Origin of the sequence: Erythrobacter dokdonensis DSW-74 (genome assembly GCF_001677335.1) — a bacterium.
Classification (GTDB): domain Bacteria; phylum Pseudomonadota; class Alphaproteobacteria; order Sphingomonadales; family Sphingomonadaceae; genus Erythrobacter; species Erythrobacter dokdonensis.
On sequence record NZ_LZYB01000001.1, the window covers coordinates 200,821 to 215,474 of the forward strand.

Genomic DNA, 14,654 nt, shown 5'->3' on the forward strand with positions numbered 1-14,654 from the left:
GACCCATGAAGTTCTTTGCCGATACCGCCGAGATCGACGCGATCAGGGATTTGGCTGCCACCGGCCTGCTTGACGGGGTGACCACCAATCCCTCGCTGATCGCAAAGTCGGGGCGGGACTTCATGGAGGTGACGCGCGAAATCTGCGCCATCGTCGATGGCCCAGTCAGTGCGGAAGTGGTCGCGCTCGACCATGAAACCATGATGAAAGAGGCCGAAGTCCTCCGCAAGCTCGCTGACAATGTCTGCATCAAGGTGCCGCTGACGGTCGATGGTCTCAAGACCTGCAAGGCGCTCACCGGCGATGGCACAATGGTCAACGTCACGCTGTGTTTTTCGGCGAATCAGGCGCTACTCGCAGCCAAGGCAGGCGCGACGTTCATCTCGCCCTTCGTGGGTCGGCACGATGACAACGGCTTTGACGGGATGGATCTGATCGAGGACATCCGCCTGATCTACGATAATTACGGCTTCGAGACCGAAATCCTCGTCGCCAGCGTGCGCCATGTCACCCACGTGCTCCAGGCCGCGAAGATCGGCGCCGACGTGATGACCGCGCCGCCAGCCGTGATCCATGCCCTGTTCAAGCATGTCCTGACCGACAAGGGCATCGAGGGCTTCCTCGCCGATTGGGCCAAGACCGGACAGTCGATTCTCTAAGCGATGGCAGACCAGTCACCGCTCGATCTGTTCAAGCAGGCGCTGACCGGCGCGTCGCGGGCGATTGCGCGCGACCCGGAGGTCGAGGTGGCGTGGAGCGCCGATGTGCCGGGCGCGGCGGGCAACCGTTTCCGCGTGCCGCTGCCAGGGCGTGACCTTCCTGCCGAACAGGTCCGCGAGGCACGCGGCTTCGCCGATTCCTTCGCGTTGAAGCTGCGTCACCACGACCCTGCGCTCCACGCCCGCAGCGCGCCGCCCGAACCTGTCGCGCGAGCCTGCTATGACGCGATCGAGCAGGTGCGTTACGAGGCTTTGGGCGCCAACCGGTTTGGCGGGATCAAGGCCAATCTCGACGCCGCGACCGAGCTGCGCACCGCGGGCGACAAGATCGTGCGCGCGCAGAATTCCTCCGAAGTCCCCTTGCAGACCGCGCTCGCCCTGCTGGTGCGCGAGGCGCTGACCGGCGAGGCTGTCCCGGCGCGCGCGCAGGGCGGGATTGAACTGGTGCGCGACTTCCTTGAGGAAAAGGTCGGAGGTGATTTCGCGGGGCTTGCTGACAAGATCGGCGATCAGGAAGCCTTCCAGAAACTCGCGCTCGATATGTTGCGCGAACTCGATCTCACCCGCCCGACCGACGCTCCCGACGAAGGCGAATCGGACGACCCAGACGACGAGGATTCGCCCAGCGACGAAGATCAGGGCGAGGATGACAACCAGGGCGAAGGCGATCCGCAGAGCGCGGAAATGGCCGGGGACATGGCCGAAGGTGATGGCGAGGGCTCCGAAAGCTCCGAGGCTGAAACCGACAGCGAAATGTCCGAAGGCGAACCGGGCGACGAGGGTGATGCCTCCAATGCCCCGGTGCGCCCCAACCGCCCGCAGGCCGAAATTCCCGCCAGCGTCGATTACAAGGCCTATACCACGCGTTTCGACGAGGAAGTGGCTGCGCCCGACCTGTGCGATGCAGAGGAGCTGGACCGGCTGCGCGCCTATCTCGACAGCCAGCTTACCGGGCTCCAGGGGGTCGTGACGCGCCTCGCCAACCGGTTGCAGCGCCGCCTGATGGCGCAGCAGAACCGCAGTTGGGATTTCGATCAGGAAGAAGGCGTGCTCGATGCCGCGCGCCTGTCGCGCGTGATCGTTTCGCCCGGCACTGCCCTTAGCTACAAGGTCGAACGCGATGTCGAGTTCAAGGACACCATCGTCACGCTCTTGATCGACAATTCGGGCTCGATGCGCGGGCGTCCGATCTCCATCGCCGCGATCAGCGCGGACATTCTGGCGCGCACGCTCGAACGCTGCGGGGTCAAGACCGAGATCCTCGGCTTCACGACCCGCGCGTGGAAGGGCGGGCAGAGCCGCGAGGCCTGGCTGGCCGACGGCAAGCCGCCGAACCCCGGCCGCCTAAACGATCTGCGGCATATCATCTACAAGCAGGCTGACGAGCCATGGCGCCGGGCGCGCCGCAATCTCGGGCTGATGATGCGCGAGGGCCTGTTGAAAGAGAACATCGACGGCGAGGCGCTGATGTGGGCGCATTCCCGCCTGCTCTACCGCCCCGAAGAACGCCGCATCCTGATGGTGATTTCAGATGGTGCGCCGGTGGACGATTCAACCCTGAGCGTGAACTCGGCGGGCTATCTCGAAGCGCACCTGAGGGGCGTGATCGAGTGGATCGAGAAGGTCTCGCCGGTGCAGCTCGTGGCAATCGGCATCGGCCACGACGTGACGCGCTACTACAGGCGCGCGGTGACGATCATGGACGTCGAACAGCTTGGCGGCACGATCATGGAGCAGCTGGCCGAGCTGTTCGAGGACGAAAAGGGCATCAAGAGACAATGACGAAAGCGACCACCGTTACCCAAGCCGTCACCACCCGCCGCTCCATCCGGGCGTTCCTCGACAAGCCGGTCGATCTCGCCACGCTCACCCGCGTGATGGACACGGCGCGCTGGGCGGCTTCAGGGTGCAATTACCAGCCGTGGGAAGCGAGCATCGTCACCGGCCAGCCGCTCAAGGACCTGCAGGCGAAGATCATCGCCAACGGCCCGCAGACTGCCGAATACGATTGGGCCGCGCCGGGGCAGGAGGAGGCCTACAAAAAGCGCCTCGACGGGGTTTCGGCGGGCATGTTCGGTGCCATGGGCATCGCCCGCGACGACGGTGCCGGGCGCATGGCGGCGATGGCCAAGAATGCCACAAGCTTCGATGCGCCGGCCGTGCTGTTCGTCTATTTCCCGCGCCTGATGAAGGAGCCGCAGTGGTCGGACGTCGGCATGTGGCTGCAGACCGTCGCCCTGCTGCTGCGCGAGGAGGGGCTGGATAGCTGCTTCCAGGAATTCATGGCGCTCTATGCCAACACGATCCGCGACTTCCTCGGCCTTGATCACGAACGCTACATGTTCTTTTGCGGCATGGCGATCGGCTACCGCGACCCGGACGCGCCGGTGAACAATTTCGAGCGCGAGCGCGTGCCGCTGGAAGAGCAGGTGAAGTTCATCGGCTGGGATTGACCCGCACGCCGTCCGCAAGCAAAGCGCGGGCCATGACCGATACGCCGCTCAAGCTGTTCAACTCGCTCACCCGTTCGATCGAGGTGTTCGAGCCCGTCCATCCGGGCGAGGCGCGCGTGTATACCTGCGGGCCGACGGTCTATAATTACCAGCATATCGGCAACATGCGCGCCTATGTCTTCGCCGATACGCTGGGGCGGGTGCTGCAATGGAAGGGCTATAGCCTCACCCACGTCGTCAACATCACCGATGTCGGACACCTCACCTCTGACGCGGACGAGGGCGAGGACAAGATGGAGCGCATGGCCGCGCGCGAGGGCAAGAGCGCATGGGACATTGCGCGCTTCTATCAGGAGGATTTCGAGCGCGATCTGGCGCGGCTGAATGTGCAGCCCAAACAGCATCCGCGCGCGACCGAATATGTCGAGGCGATGATCGACTGGGGCAAGTCGATTGCCGACAAGCACTGTTACGAGCTGGAGAGCGGGCTCTATTTCGATGTGTCGACGGTGGCGGATTATGGGCGGCTGGCGCGGGCCGTTACCGAGGACGGGGAAGGTCGTATCGAGAGCGTCGAAGGCAAGCGCAACGCCGCCGATTTCGCCATCTGGCGCAAGACACCGGCGGGCGAGACCCGTCAGATGGAATGGGATTCGCCATGGGGCCGGGGCGCGCCTGGCTGGCACCTTGAATGCTCGGTGATGGGCGAGGCGCTGCTCGGCTTCCCGTTCGACATCCACACCGGCGGGATCGACCACCGCGAAATCCACCACCCCAACGAGATCGCGCAGAATCAGGCGTATTGCTGCACGAATGGGCTCGATGATCCGCGCAATTCGGGCGCGAAGATCTGGATGCACAACAATTTTCTGGTGGAACGCTCGGGCAAGATGTCGAAGTCCTCGGGCGAGTTCCTGCGGCTGCAACTGCTGGTCGACAAGGGCTACCACCCGCTCGCCTACCGCCTGATGTGTTTGCAGGCCCATTACCGCTCCGAGCTGGAGTTCAGCTGGGAAGGCCTGGGCGCGGCCCTGACGCGGTTGAAGCGGATGGTGATGGGCATCGAGCGGCTCAAGCAGCGAGTTGATGCCGAACCCGCAGGCAAGGCTGACATGAGTCTCTATCAGATCGATGAGGCCATTTCCGATGATCTTAACACTGCGAGGGTGCTGGTGATTGCAGAGTCAATTTCGGCGGAGAAAGGCTACGCAGGGGATCGGCTCAATGCGATAGCCGAGTGCGACAAACTACTCGGCCTGAACCTGTTCGATCTCACCCGCGCCGACCTTCGCATCCGCCCCAAGGCCGCGACCATCACCGAAGCCGAAATCGAAGCCGCGCTCGCCCGCCGCAAGGAAGCGCGCGCCGCCAAGGACTTCGCCACGTCGGACGCGATCCGCGACGAACTCGCGGCGCAGTGCGTCGAGGTGATGGACGGCGATCCGCTGGGATGGGAGTGGAAGTTGTGACGAAACTGGCAATCTCCGGGCTGATCCGCCCGATGCTTGAACCGCGCCTGCCGCAGGGTCTCGATGTGCGCTGGTTCATGACCCACGAAGAAGCGATGGAAGCCGTCTCCGATGCCGAGATCGGCTGGTTCGACATGAACGACCAGAAGGCCATGGCCGAAACCCTGATCGCGGCGAAAAAACTGAAGTGGCTCAATTCGATCTATGCCGGGCTCGATTTCCTGCCGATGGACGTGTTGATCGAGCGCGGGATCACCGTCACCAACGGGGCCGGGATCAATGCGATCACCATCGCCGAATATGTGGTGATGGGCATGCTCAATATCGCCAAGGGCTACCGCGAGGTAGTGCGCGCACAGGACCGGCACGAATGGCTGCTCGATTCGCCGGGCAAGCGCGAGCTGGCGGGATCGAAGGCGCTGCTGCTTGGCTATGGCGCAATCGGCAAACTGATCCAGCCGCGGCTCGAAGCCTTCGATGTGGCAGTATCGGTGGTGCGCCGTTCGGGCGGCGAGGGCACTTTGCGCCCCGACGAATGGCGCGCGCGCCTCGGTGAATTCGACTGGGTAATCCTTGCTGTCCCCGCCACGCCCGAAACCGAAGGCATGATCGGTGCGGAAGAACTCGCGGCGATGAAATCCGATTGCGTCATCGTCAACATCGCGCGCGGCAGCGTGATCGACCAGACGGCACTGGTGGAAGCGCTTGAAAAGAAAGCAATTGGCGGCGCTTTCCTCGATGTCACTACGCCCGAACCGCTGCCTGCCGACCATCCGCTATGGTCGCTCGCCAACGCGCATGTGACCATGCACCTTTCCGGCCGTGCACAGGACAAGATGTTCGTCCGAAGCGCGGACCGCTTCCTCGACAACCTCGACAAGTATCTTCGCGGCGAGCCGGTCGCACCGGTGTTCGACCCGCGCCTCGGCTACTGAATCACACCCCGATTTTGCGCCTTGGCGCTTTTCTGCAATACAAGCGGTGTCAACCGCTACATCACTGAGCGGTCACATCTCGCTGGTAGCCGCTCGGGAACGGTTGCCGGGGGCAGGGGAAGGGAGCCCCTCGCGCCGGGATGCAGCATTTTGGGGGGAAACAACATGAGTGATCCGAAGAAAGCGTCCGACCTCTTCATCGAGTGTCTGGAGGCTGAAGGCGTCGAATATATCTTCGGCGTGCCGGGGGAAGAGAATCTCGACTTTCTCGAAAGCCTGTCGAATTCGGACAAGATCAAGCTGATCCTGACCCGTCATGAACAAGGTGCGGGCTTCATGGCGGCGACCTATGGCCGCCACACCGGCAAGACCGGTGTATTCCTCGCAACGCTTGGGCCGGGCGCGACCAACATGGTCACCGCGGTCGCCTATTCGCAGCTCGGCGGGATGCCGACGCTGGCGATCACCGGGCAGAAGCCGATCAAGAAATCGAAGCAGGGCCGCTTCCAGATCCTCGACGTGGTGGCGATGATGAGCCCGATCACCAAGTACGCCCACCAGCTCGCCAGCGCCGACAACATCCCCAGCCGCGTGCGCGAGGCGATCCGGCTTGCCGAGGAGGAAAAGCCGGGCGCCGTCCATCTCGAATTCCCAGAGGACATTGCCGAGGAACACACGACCAGCCGCCCGCTTGCTCCCAGTCTTGCGCGTCGGCCCAGTGCCGAGCCCAAGGCCGTGCGTCAGGCGGTGGTGGCGCTGGAGCAGGCGAAGAAGCCGATCCTCGTTATCGGCGCGGGCGCCAACCGCAAGATGACCGGTCGAATGCTGCGCCAGCTGATCGACAAGACCGGGATTCCCTTCGTTACCACCCAGATGGGCAAGGGCGTGATCGACGAGCGCCATCCCCTGTTTCTCGGCTGCGCGGCGCTGTCTGCCGGAGACTTCGTCCACCGCGCGATCGAGGATGCGGATTGCATCGTCAATATCGGCCATGACGTGATCGAAAAACCGCCCTTCTTCATGAAGAACGACGAGGAAGGCCCGGTCGGTTCGGACAGTCCGCCGACAGTCATCCACGTTTCGACCCGCACGGCCGAAGTCGATCCGGTCTACTTCCCGCAGATCGAAGTGATCGGCGATATCGCCAACGCGATCTGGCAGATCAAGGAAGACATCGTCCCGCAAGGCAAGTGGGATTTCAAGCGGATGCTTGAATATCGCGCGGCAGAGGTCGCCCATACCGCGCCGCTTGCTGCCGACGACCGTTTCCCGATCTTCCCGCCGCATCTGGTGGCGCAGGTGCGAGGGTGCATGCCCGAGGACGGGATCATCTGCCTCGACAACGGGGTCTACAAGATCTGGTTCGCGCGCGGCTATACCGCCTACCTGCCCAACACCGTGCTGCTCGACAATGCGCTGGCGACGATGGGGGCGGGCCTGCCTTCCGCGATGATGAGCGCGATGCTCTACCCTGATCGCAAGGTGATGGCGATCTGCGGCGATGGCGGGTTCATGATGAACAGCCAGGAGATGGAAACCGCCGTGCGGCTGGGCCTCAACCTCACTGTGCTGATCCTGCGCGACGATGCCTATGGGATGATCCGCTGGAAGCAGGCCAATATGGGCTTCAAGGATTTCGGCCTGACCTACGGCAACCCCGATTTCGTCGCCTATGCCGAAAGCTACGGCGCTATCGGGCACCGGGTGACCTCGTCCGAACACCTCACCGATCTGCTTGCCCATTGCCGAGACACGCCGGGGGTGCATCTGATCGATTGCCCGGTCGACTATTCCGAGAACGACCAGATCCTGAACATCGACATCAAGCGGTTGTCGAAGGAGCTTTGAACCCATGCGTCTCCCCGGGCTTGACCCGGGGCCCCGCTTCCCTCCCGCGGCGGCCCAAGAAGAAGCGGGATCCCGGATCAAGTCCGGGAAGACGAGGAAGACGTAGCCACCATGCCCCAACTCAAATCCACCTATCCGCTCTACCTCAACAACAAGGCCGCCCAGCCCAACACCGATCTGGCGGTGACCGACAAATACACCGGCGAGGTCGCCTTCCGCACCGCGCTGGCGACGCCCGATGTGATCGAAGAGGCGATCGCGGGGGCCGTGCGCGCCGCCGAGCCGATGGCGCGGCTTGCCTCCTACGAGAAGCAGGACGTGCTGTTGCACTGCGTCAAGCGCTTCCGCGAACGGTTTGACGAACTCAGCTTTGCCCTGTGCGTCGAGGCGGGCAAGCCGATCAAGGATGCCGAAGGCGAGGTCTCCCGCCTGATCGACACCTTCCGCATCGCCGCCGAGGAAGCGGTCAGGAACTATGGCGAAGTCCAGCCGCTCGACATTTCCCCGCGCGCGCGTGGCTATCAGGGGATGTGGAAGCGCGTTCCCATCGGGCCGTGCAGCTTCATCTCGCCCTTCAACTTTCCGCTCAACCTCGCCGCGCACAAGATCGCGCCCGCGATTGCGGTGGGCTGTCCCTTCGTAATGAAGCCCGCGAGCAAAACCCCGCTCGGCGCGATCATCATGGGCGAGGTGCTGGCCGAATGCGACGTGCTGCCCGAAGGCGCGTTCAGCATCCTGCCCGCTGCCCGCGACGGGGCGGACCTGTTCACCGAGGACGAGCGGCTGAAGCTGCTCAGCTTCACCGGTTCGCCGGGCGTGGGCTGGGACCTGAAGGCCAAGGCGGGCAAGAAAAAGGTCGTGCTCGAACTCGGCGGCAATGCGGCGGTGATCATCGACCGCGACGCCGATCTCGCCGATGCTCTCGAACGCGTTATCTTCGGCGCATTCTACCAGTCGGGCCAATCCTGCATCGGGGTGCAGCGCATCCTCATCCACGGCGATGTCTATGATGCCTTCAAGGCGATGCTGGTCGAACGGGCCGGGAAACTGGTCGCGGGCGATCCCAAGGACCGCGACACCTTCATCGGCCCGATGATCTCCGACGGTGAGGCGAGGCGGCTGAAAGGCTGGATCGACGAGGCCGTGGCGGCGGGTGCGAGCCTGCTCTGCGGCGGAGGGCTGACGCGCGGCAATATGCTGGAGGCGACGCTGCTCGAAAACGTGCCAGCCGACGCCAAGGCGAAGAACGAGGAAGCCTTCGGTCCGCTGGCGATCCTGCAACGCTTCGATGATTTCGACGCCGCGCTGGAGGAGGTCAACAATTCGAAGTTCGGCCTGCAAGCGGGCATCTTTACCCGCGACCTGTTCCAGATGTTCGACGCTTGGGAGCGGCTCGATGTCGGCGGCGTGGTGATCAATGACGTGCCGAGCTACCGGGTGGACAACATGCCCTATGGCGGGGTCAAGGATTCAGGCCTGGGCCGCGAAGGCATCCGCTTCGCGATGGAGGATATGAGCGAGATCCGGAACCTGGTGATCCGGCGGAGGTCCTGATTGCAAGGCCCCCTCCGGGGCCTTGTCCTCGGTGCTATTCCCTCCGCTTCGCTGAGGCGCACCTGCGGGCGCGCGGTCGCGCTTGCGGGCCGCATCTGCGGCCCGAAGGCGCACCGCCTATCTAGCGCGGCCTCACCCCTCCTCCAGCAGCAGCAATACCGCAGTCACCTCCAGCCGCTCCATCGCGCCGAAGCGGTGGTCGACCTTGGTCACGGTGGCATCGGCGACCAGTTGGCCGGGCAGGGCGAATTCGTGATCGGGCAGGCGCTCGATCAGTTCCTCGCCGCCTGCGACAGCCTCTGTGCCGCAGAATTCCAGCACCACCTCGTGGCGCGTGCCCGAGAAGGTGATTGAGGCCCAGGCCTTCTCGTCATGCGACAGCAGCGTGCCGTGCCCCTGCGCCAGCGCGGTAAGTGCGGTGCGTACCCGGTCGGCGGTAGTTCGGCGTGCGCGGAAACCGGCGAGCGGGGCGGACTTGACCTCTAAGTCCTCGAGGTCGGCAAAGGCGTGAGCGAAGGGATCGCGGTGGCTTTCGGTCAGCAGCATCATGCAGCCTCCTTCTGTTCGGCGGCGGCGCGATCTGCATAGCCCTGCATCCATGCGCGGGTGCGCAGTTCGGTATCGGGGCGGGGGATGCGGCCCATGCGCAGATCGAGCACGAAGCGCGGGTCATGGGCGGCGAGCCGCCCGAATTTGGTGGCGGGCATGGCGTGTTCCCTGAGGAAGGTTTCGATGGTCCGAAGCAGCATGGTTTTGCGTCCCTGTAGAGTGCTGTGCCGAAGGCGATGCACCGGGCGAATCGCTCGATGTTCCTGATTTGTTTCACTTCATTTCCTACTTGTCTAGGAAAAATCCTACGTGTAGGAAGGATTCATGGTTATCGATCCGCAAAACCCCCGCCTCACCCTCGATGCGCCGCGTGCGCGACTGCTGGAATTGTCCCAGGAGAGGGGGGTGAGCCTCGCCGCCCTGTCCGAATTGCTGGGGCGCAATCCATCCTATCTTCAGCAATTCATTCGCAAAGGTTCGCCCCGCAAGCTGGAGGAACAGGACCGCGCCACGCTGGCGCAGTTCTTCGGCGTGGGAGAAGAGGAATTGCGCGAGGCGCAGGAAAATTCCTACGTAAAAGCCCCTAAGCGTCGCGAATCGGGTGCGTGGGTCGAGGTGCCGCGGCTCGATCTCGGTGCGTCAGCCGGGTCGGGGCGCGTGGCAGGCGAGGAGGATGCGTTCGACACCTTCCGCTTCTCGCGCCGCTGGCTGGCCGAACAGGGGCTGGAACGCGCGCACCTGTCGGCGATCCGGGTCGAGGGAGACTCGATGGAGCCACTGCTCAACGACGGCGACGAGATCCTTGTCGATCGCTCACCCCGTCCGTTTCGCGACGGCATCCACGTGGTGCGCCTAGGCGACACGCTGATGGTCAAGCGCGTAGCGAGCGCGGGGGCAGGGCGGGTGGCGTTGCTGTCGCAGAATCTCGCCTACCCGCCGGTTGAAGTTGCGGCAGACGAGGTCGATATCATCGGCCGGGTTGTGTGGAAGGGGGGGAAGATTTAAGCCTCCCGCTCATGACCGACCAACCCACACTACCCATGCGCGCCGCGATCATTCCGGTGACGCCGCTGCAGCAGAACTGCTCGCTGATCTGGTGCACCAAGACGATGAAGGGCGCGCTGGTCGATCCCGGCGGGGATCTCGACAAGCTGAAAGAGGCTGTCGCCAAGGCGGGGGTGACGCTCGAAAAGCTGCTCGTCACTCACGGACATCTCGACCATTGCGGTCAGACCGGGATGCTTGCCGAGGAGTTGGGCCTGCCGATCGAAGGGCCGCACGAGGATGACCGCTTCTGGATCGACCAGCTCGACGAAGACGGCCCACGCTGGGGGATGGTCGCCAAGAGCTTCACGCCCACCCGCTGGCTCCAGCATGGCGACACGGTGACGGTTGGCGAATTGACGCTCGACGTGATCCACTGCCCCGGCCACACCCCGGGCCACGTGGTGTTCTACCACGCGCCCAGCCGCTTCGCGATTGTCGGTGACGTGCTGTTCCAGGGCAGCATCGGGCGGACAGACTTCCCGCGCGGCAATCATCAGGACCTGATCGATTCGATCACCCAGCGCCTCTGGCCGCTGGGCGAGGACGTGATGTTCATCCCCGGCCACGGCCCGACCAGCACCTTCGGCCGCGAGCGCAAGACCAATGCGTTTGTGAGCGACTATGCGCTTGGGTAAGTTATAATTCGCAGGGTATATCTCCCAGCCGTTCAAGCAGCTCCAACGTCCTGCTGAACCGGCGTCCGTCCGGCTCATTCCAGAATATCAGCAATTTGCCATCTTTCATCGCATAGCTGCGCACAGCGTCCGTCCCGCGACGGTTGGGAATGCCCGATCCGACAATATGGTGTGTGAGCGAACCATTCTCGGCATCGGCTTGATATTGTCCGAAGTATTCGACGGTAGAGCGTGCCGCGTCGGCCAGCCCATCAACGTCCTGTCGACCTTCTATGGGCGCAGAATTGGGGTCAAGCATGACCTGAACGCTTAACAGTCCTCCAGGCGTATAGATGAACCGCCCCTTTGCGCCCGAGCGATCAGGCTGCATTGGATTGCCTTCGCTGTCGAGATCAGACCATTCGACAACTTCCCAAATTCCGAAAAGACAAGGATCGTTCGGTTCAGACTGCGCCTGCGAGGTCAGCAGGGCAGTGGCAAGCGCAAGGGCAACCGGGCTCACCTTACATGACCCCCGCCGCCAGCAGCGCAGCCACCACCGCAAGGCCCAGCTGCACCAGCATCGTCACCAGCGTGCCCACCATCCGGCCCCATCCCCAGTTGCCGCCGTCCATACCGAAGCCGTGCAGCACGCGGCCGATGAAATAGGCCGCAGCCACGTAAGCCAGCCACCAGCTGCCCTTGCCGGCCAGTTCGACAGCCGCGACCAGCACCAGCACGAAAGCGGTGTTCTCGACATAGTTCAATTGCGCCCGCATCCGGCGTTGCAGCGCTTCGCTCCCGCCATCACCGACGCTGATGCCGAGCGCGCGCCGGACCGCACCGATGCGGATCGACAGCCAGATATTCAGCACGGCCGCAGCGGCAGCCGAGGCAAGGGTAACGGGCAGCAAGGTCATGACATGATCCCCCTGGAGAAAGTCGCGCCATTGCTAGGCTGCACCCGCGCGGGTTGCAACGCGCGAATTTTCCGCTATAGCGCGCGCCTTCCCGCCACAGTCGGCCAAGGAATGCGCGCATCGGCTTATGCTTGTGCGTGAGGCTTCCTTGCCCTAAGGGCGGCCTTCGAGAATCACCGGCGCCCAAGCCGCAGGGTCAATGGCGCAAACGCATAGTTATTTGAGGAATTGGTGCCGCCATGGCTGTCCCCAAGAGAAAAGTATCGCCTTCCCGTCGCGGCATGCGTCGTTCGCACGATGCCCTCAAGGTCGAGGCGTTCCATGAATGCCCGAACTGCGGTGAGCTGAAGCGCCCGCACAACATCTGCGGCCACTGCGGCTACTACAACGGGCGTCAGGTCCTCGCCGTCGGCTGATCGCCGCTGGCCTGCACGATAGACCGGAGAGAAGCACCATGAGCCTGCCGCGTATCGCTGTGGATGCGATGGGCGGCGATGAAGGTGTGCGCGTGATGGTCGAAGGCGCAGCGCTCGCCCGTCGCCGGTACGAGGAATTCAAGTTCCTGCTGGTGGGTGACCAGGCCCGCATCGAGGCGGCGCTGGAAAACCACCCGAACATGCGCGGCGCGTCCGAAATTCTCCATTGCGAGGACGTGGTGGGTGGCGACGAATTGCCGAGCCGCGCGATTCGCCGCGCCAAGACAACCAGCATGGGTCTCGCCGTCAACGCGGTGAAGACCGGCGCAGCCGGCGCCGCGGTCAGCGCGGGCAACACCGGCGCGCTCATGGCGATGAGCAAGATTGCGCTTCGCACCCTTCCCGGTATCGACCGCCCGGCGCTCGCTGCGATCATGCCGACCTTGCAGGCGCATGACGTGGTGATGCTTGATCTCGGTGCCAATACCGAAGCCGATGCTCGCAATCTCGTCCAGTTCGCGGTGATGGGCGCGGCCTATTCGCGCATCGTCAACGGCTTCGAGCGGCCCGTCGTGCGCCTGCTCAATATCGGTACCGAGGAAATCAAGGGCACCGAGGAACTGCGCGATGCCGCCGCCATGCTCACAGCCGCTTCTGCCGGGGGCGAGGGCGGGCTGGCGCTGGAATTCGACGGCTTCGTGGAAAGCGACAAGATCAATCGCGGCGAAACGCACGTGGTCGTGACCGACGGTTTCTCCGGCAATATCGCGCTGAAGGCGATCGAAGGTTCGGCCCGCTTCGTCACCGACCTGCTGAGGCAGGCCTTCACCTCTTCGCTGCGGTCCAAGATCGGCTTCCTCGTCTCGCGCCCCGCGACCGAGCTGCTCAAGCACCATCTCGATCCCAACAACCACAATGGCGCGGTGTTTCTTGGTCTCAACGGCGTGGTGGTGAAGAGCCACGGCAGCGCCAATGCCAAGGGCGTCGCCAATGCGGTTGCCGTCGCCGCGCGCCTGCTCGAAAACAAGCTGACCGAACGGATCGCACATGATCTTGCCGAACTCGGCCAGGATGCGCTGGGCCGCAACGGCAAGGTGCGTGGGGCCGAGGATAGCGGCGAGGCCGCGGCGTGACCGGATCGCGTCTGCTGGGCACCGGATCGGCCTTGCCCGACCGGATCGTCACCAATGCCGAACTTGCGGCACGGGTCGAAACTTCCGACGAATGGATCGTCGAGCGCACCGGTATCCGCCAGCGCCATGTCGCCGGCGAGGGTGAGACGACCGCCACCCTCGCCACTGCGGCAGCTCGCGCCGCGCTTGCGGATGCGGGTGTCGAGGCATCGAGTATCGGGTTGATTGTGCTGGCGACAGCCACGCCTGACAACACCTTTCCGGCCACCGCTACCAAGGTGCAGGCCGCGCTGGGGTGCAATGGCGGCATCGCCTTCGATGTCGCCGCCGTGTGTTCCGGCTTTCTCTATGCGCTCAGCGTTGCCGACTCGATGCTGCGCACCGGCATGGCGAAGCGCGCGCTGGTGATCGGGGCGGAAACCTTCAGCCGTATCCTCGACTGGGAGGACCGCACGACCTGCGTACTGTTCGGCGACGGAGCCGGGGCGGTAGTGCTCGAGGCACCCTCGGGCGAATCACAGGGCAAGGATGCCCCCGGTATCCTTGGCACGCGCCTCCATGCCGACGGTGCGCAGCATGATCTGCTCTATGTCGATGGCGGGCCGTCCACCACCCAGACTACCGGTCATGTCCGCATGAAAGGCCGTGAGGTATTCCGCCACGCGGTTGTGAACCTCTCCGACGTGCTCAAGGAAGTGCTTGAGGAAACGGGTGTTTCGGCCGACGAGATCGACTGGGTCGTGCCGCATCAGGCCAATGCGCGGATCCTTGATGCGACCGCGAAGAAACTCGGAATCGCGCCCGAAAAGGTGGTCGTGACCGTTGACCGCCACGCCAATACTTCGGCTGCCTCGGTGCCCCTTGCGCTTGATGTGGCGCGCAAGGACGGACGGATCAAGCCGGGTGATCTGGTGATGCTGGAGGCCATGGGTGGAGGCTTCACCTGGGGCGCCAGCCTGATCCGGCTGTGACGCGCGCGCGGGGCGCATTGCAAAAA

General features: G+C 63.9%; 16 protein-coding genes. 12 read left to right on the forward strand and 4 right to left on the reverse strand.

Annotation, left to right across the window (positions count from 1 at the left end; all coding sequences use genetic code 11):
• The first annotated feature begins 5 nt into the window (after nt 1–5).
• The 7 genes from fsa (at nt 6) to I603_RS01050 (ending at nt 8,978) form a co-directional block, all read left to right on the forward strand.
• Nucleotides 6–659 (forward strand): fructose-6-phosphate aldolase, encoded by a 654-nt coding sequence (gene fsa / locus I603_RS01020; RefSeq protein ID WP_068861966.1) that lies wholly within the window; start codon nt 6–8, stop codon nt 657–659.
• A gap of 3 nt (nt 660–662) precedes the next feature.
• Complete coding sequence (gene cobT / locus I603_RS01025) at nt 663–2,501, forward strand: cobaltochelatase subunit CobT (protein ID WP_068861967.1); 1,839 nt, start codon at nt 663–665, stop codon at nt 2,499–2,501.
• Nucleotides 2,498–3,172 carry a nitroreductase gene (locus I603_RS01030; RefSeq protein ID WP_068861968.1) on the forward strand — a complete coding sequence of 225 codons (675 nt, stop codon included), beginning with the start codon at nt 2,498–2,500 and terminating at the stop codon, nt 3,170–3,172. The genes cobT and I603_RS01030 overlap by 4 nt, the downstream gene beginning before the upstream one ends.
• 32 nt (nt 3,173–3,204) lie before the next feature.
• Nucleotides 3,205–4,641: a cysteine--tRNA ligase gene (gene cysS / locus I603_RS01035; protein WP_068861969.1), complete on the forward strand. Its 1,437-nt coding sequence runs from the start codon at nt 3,205–3,207 to the stop codon at nt 4,639–4,641.
• Nucleotides 4,638–5,576, forward strand: coding sequence for a D-2-hydroxyacid dehydrogenase (locus tag I603_RS01040; protein ID WP_068861970.1), 939 nt, complete (start codon nt 4,638–4,640; stop codon nt 5,574–5,576). Before cysS ends, I603_RS01040 begins: the two co-directional genes overlap by 4 nt.
• Before the next feature lie 165 nt (nt 5,577–5,741).
• Nucleotides 5,742–7,424: an acetolactate synthase large subunit gene (locus I603_RS01045; protein ID WP_068861971.1), complete on the forward strand. Its 1,683-nt coding sequence runs from the start codon at nt 5,742–5,744 to the stop codon at nt 7,422–7,424.
• Nucleotides 7,425–7,535: 111 nt separating this feature from the next.
• Nucleotides 7,536–8,978 carry an aldehyde dehydrogenase family protein gene (locus tag I603_RS01050; RefSeq protein WP_068861972.1) on the forward strand — a complete coding sequence of 481 codons (1,443 nt, stop codon included), beginning with the start codon at nt 7,536–7,538 and terminating at the stop codon, nt 8,976–8,978.
• 132 nt (nt 8,979–9,110) lie between these two features.
• On the opposite strand, the gene I603_RS01055 is transcribed toward I603_RS01050, so the two are convergent.
• Both I603_RS01055 and I603_RS01060 read right to left on the reverse strand, forming a co-directional pair.
• Nucleotides 9,111–9,527 carry a hypothetical protein gene (locus tag I603_RS01055; RefSeq protein ID WP_232305206.1) on the reverse strand — a complete coding sequence of 139 codons (417 nt, stop codon included), beginning with the start codon at nt 9,525–9,527 and terminating at the stop codon, nt 9,111–9,113.
• Nucleotides 9,524–9,727 carry a hypothetical protein gene (locus tag I603_RS01060; protein ID WP_068861973.1) on the reverse strand — a complete coding sequence of 68 codons (204 nt, stop codon included), beginning with the start codon at nt 9,725–9,727 and terminating at the stop codon, nt 9,524–9,526. The genes I603_RS01055 and I603_RS01060 overlap by 4 nt, the downstream gene beginning before the upstream one ends.
• Before the next feature lie 124 nt (nt 9,728–9,851).
• Between I603_RS01060 and I603_RS01065 the strand changes: the two genes are divergently transcribed.
• Together I603_RS01065 and I603_RS01070 are read left to right on the forward strand one after the other, a co-directional pair.
• Nucleotides 9,852–10,532 (forward strand): LexA family transcriptional regulator, encoded by a 681-nt coding sequence (locus I603_RS01065; protein WP_068861974.1) that lies wholly within the window; start codon nt 9,852–9,854, stop codon nt 10,530–10,532.
• An 11-nt stretch (nt 10,533–10,543) separates the two neighbouring features.
• Complete coding sequence (locus I603_RS01070) at nt 10,544–11,209, forward strand: MBL fold metallo-hydrolase (RefSeq protein ID WP_269747000.1); 666 nt, start codon at nt 10,544–10,546, stop codon at nt 11,207–11,209.
• A gap of 1 nt (nt 11,210) precedes the next feature.
• On the opposite strand, the gene I603_RS01075 is transcribed toward I603_RS01070, so the two are convergent.
• Both I603_RS01075 and I603_RS01080 read right to left on the reverse strand, forming a co-directional pair.
• Entirely contained in the window at nt 11,211–11,711 is a 501-nt protein-coding gene (locus I603_RS01075; RefSeq protein WP_068861976.1) for a lipocalin-like domain-containing protein, read from the reverse strand.
• A gap of 1 nt (nt 11,712) precedes the next feature.
• Nucleotides 11,713–12,108: an MAPEG family protein gene (locus I603_RS01080; RefSeq protein WP_068861977.1), complete on the reverse strand. Its 396-nt coding sequence runs from the start codon at nt 12,106–12,108 to the stop codon at nt 11,713–11,715.
• 239 nt (nt 12,109–12,347) lie between these two features.
• On the opposite strand from I603_RS01080, the gene rpmF reads away from it, so the two are divergent.
• Genes rpmF through I603_RS01095 form a run of 3 tightly spaced genes read left to right on the forward strand, consistent with a single transcriptional unit; the run spans nt 12,348 to nt 14,628 of the window.
• The gene (rpmF, locus tag I603_RS01085) at nt 12,348–12,524 is read left to right on the forward strand and encodes a 50S ribosomal protein L32 (RefSeq protein WP_068861978.1); all 177 of its coding nucleotides are present in this window, start codon (nt 12,348–12,350) and stop codon (nt 12,522–12,524) included.
• A gap of 38 nt (nt 12,525–12,562) precedes the next feature.
• Nucleotides 12,563–13,657, forward strand: coding sequence for a phosphate acyltransferase PlsX (plsX, locus tag I603_RS01090; protein ID WP_068861979.1), 1,095 nt, complete (start codon nt 12,563–12,565; stop codon nt 13,655–13,657).
• On the forward strand, nt 13,654–14,628 hold the full coding sequence (locus tag I603_RS01095; RefSeq protein WP_068861980.1) for a beta-ketoacyl-ACP synthase III: 975 nt from the start codon (nt 13,654–13,656) through the stop codon (nt 14,626–14,628). Before plsX ends, I603_RS01095 begins: the two co-directional genes overlap by 4 nt.
• The last annotated feature ends 26 nt before the right edge of the window (nt 14,629–14,654 follow it).